A 1,433-nucleotide genomic window follows, 5' to 3' on the forward strand; every position below is an offset into this window, starting at 1 on the left:
ACGCGATCGGGCTGCTGCCGGCCGCCGGTCCGGCGCCCGGCAGCAGCCCGATCGCGTGCAGCGCCGCGTCCAGGGCGGCCGGATGGATGCCGAAGCCGTCGGCGGCCGGGGCCGAGGCGTCGAGGACGACCTCGGCGAAGACGTCCTCCCCGCGCCGCCAGGCGGCCGTCAGGCCCTGGAAGGCGGGGCCGTACTCGTAGCCCTGGGCGAGCAGGGCGGGGTAGCGGTCGGTGAGGTCGAGCGGGGTGGCGCCCTCGGGCGGCCAGGCTCCGCCGTCCGGTGCGGCGGGCGCCGCGGCGGCGAGGCGGCCCTCGGCGTGCCGGGTCCACGGCCGGGCGGCGTCCGTCCCGTCCGGCTCGGGGCGGGAGTGCACGGAGACCGGGCGGCGGCCCTCGTGGTCCGCGTCCCCGACCAGGACCTGGAGCTGTACGGCCGTGTCAGGGGTGAGAGCCAGGGGGGTGTGCAGCACCAGTTCGTCCACCGCGGGCAGGCCCACGGCCGCGCCGGCGTGCAGGGCGAGGTCCACGAACGCGGTGCCGGGCAGCAGCACGGTGCCGAGCACGGCGTGGTCGTTCAGCCAGCGGTGCTCGCGCGGCCGGATCCGGCCGGTGAAGACGGCCGGGCCGCCGTCGGCCAGATCGACACGGGCGCCCAGGAAGGGGTGCCCGGCCCGCTCCACGCCGAGGTCGCGCGGGGCCGCCGGCCGCCGTTCGGGCAGCAGCCAGTACGGGGCGGACTCGAAGGCGTACGTCGGCAGGTCCACCGGGGCCGGGTGATGCTCCCCGTACAGCGCGGCCCAGTCGACCGGGGCGCCCCGCACCCACGCCTCCGCGGCCGAGCCGGCGAACCTGCGCGGACCGCCGTCGTCACGGCGCAGCGAACCGACGGCGAACACCGGCTCGGCGCCGGTCGCGGCCTCCACCGTCTCCTGGACGGCGGCCGAGAGCACCGGGTGCGCGGACACCTCCACGAAGCAGCGGTGGCCCTCCTCGGCGAGCAGCCGCACGGTTTCGTCCAGGCGGACGGTGCCGCGCAGGTTGCGGTACCAGTAGTCGGCGTCCAGCGGCTCGCCGTCGAGGCGGCGGGCCGACAGGGTGGAGTAGAAGGGGATCTCGGGAGTCATGGGGGTGATGGGGGCGAGCGCCGTGCGCACCTCGTCCTCGATCTCCTCCACGTGCACGGAGTGCGAGGCGTAGTCGACGGGGATCAGACGGGCCCGTACGCCCTCGGCGGCGCACCGCTCGACGAGTTCGGCGACGGCCTCGCGCGGGCCGGAGACGACGGTCGTACGGGGGCTGTTGCAGGCGGCGACGCCCACTCCCCCGCCGACGGCGGCGATCCGGCTTTCGGCCTCGGCCGCCGGCAGGGCGAGGGAGGCCATCGCGCCCCGCCCCGCCAGACCACCCGCGATGACCCGACTGCGCAACGCCACC

1 protein-coding gene is annotated in these 1,433 nt (G+C 77.3%); it reads right to left on the reverse strand.

Annotation, left to right across the window (positions count from 1 at the left end; all coding sequences use genetic code 11):
- Positions 1-1,433, reverse strand: a 1,433-nt coding sequence (locus CCN72_RS35125) for an acyltransferase domain-containing protein (RefSeq protein WP_143664314.1), incomplete at both ends; no start/stop codon positions are given.

Origin of the sequence: Streptomyces murinus, from assembly GCF_002154555.1 — a bacterium.
Classification (GTDB): Bacteria; Actinomycetota; Actinomycetes; order Streptomycetales; family Streptomycetaceae; genus Streptomyces; species Streptomyces murinus.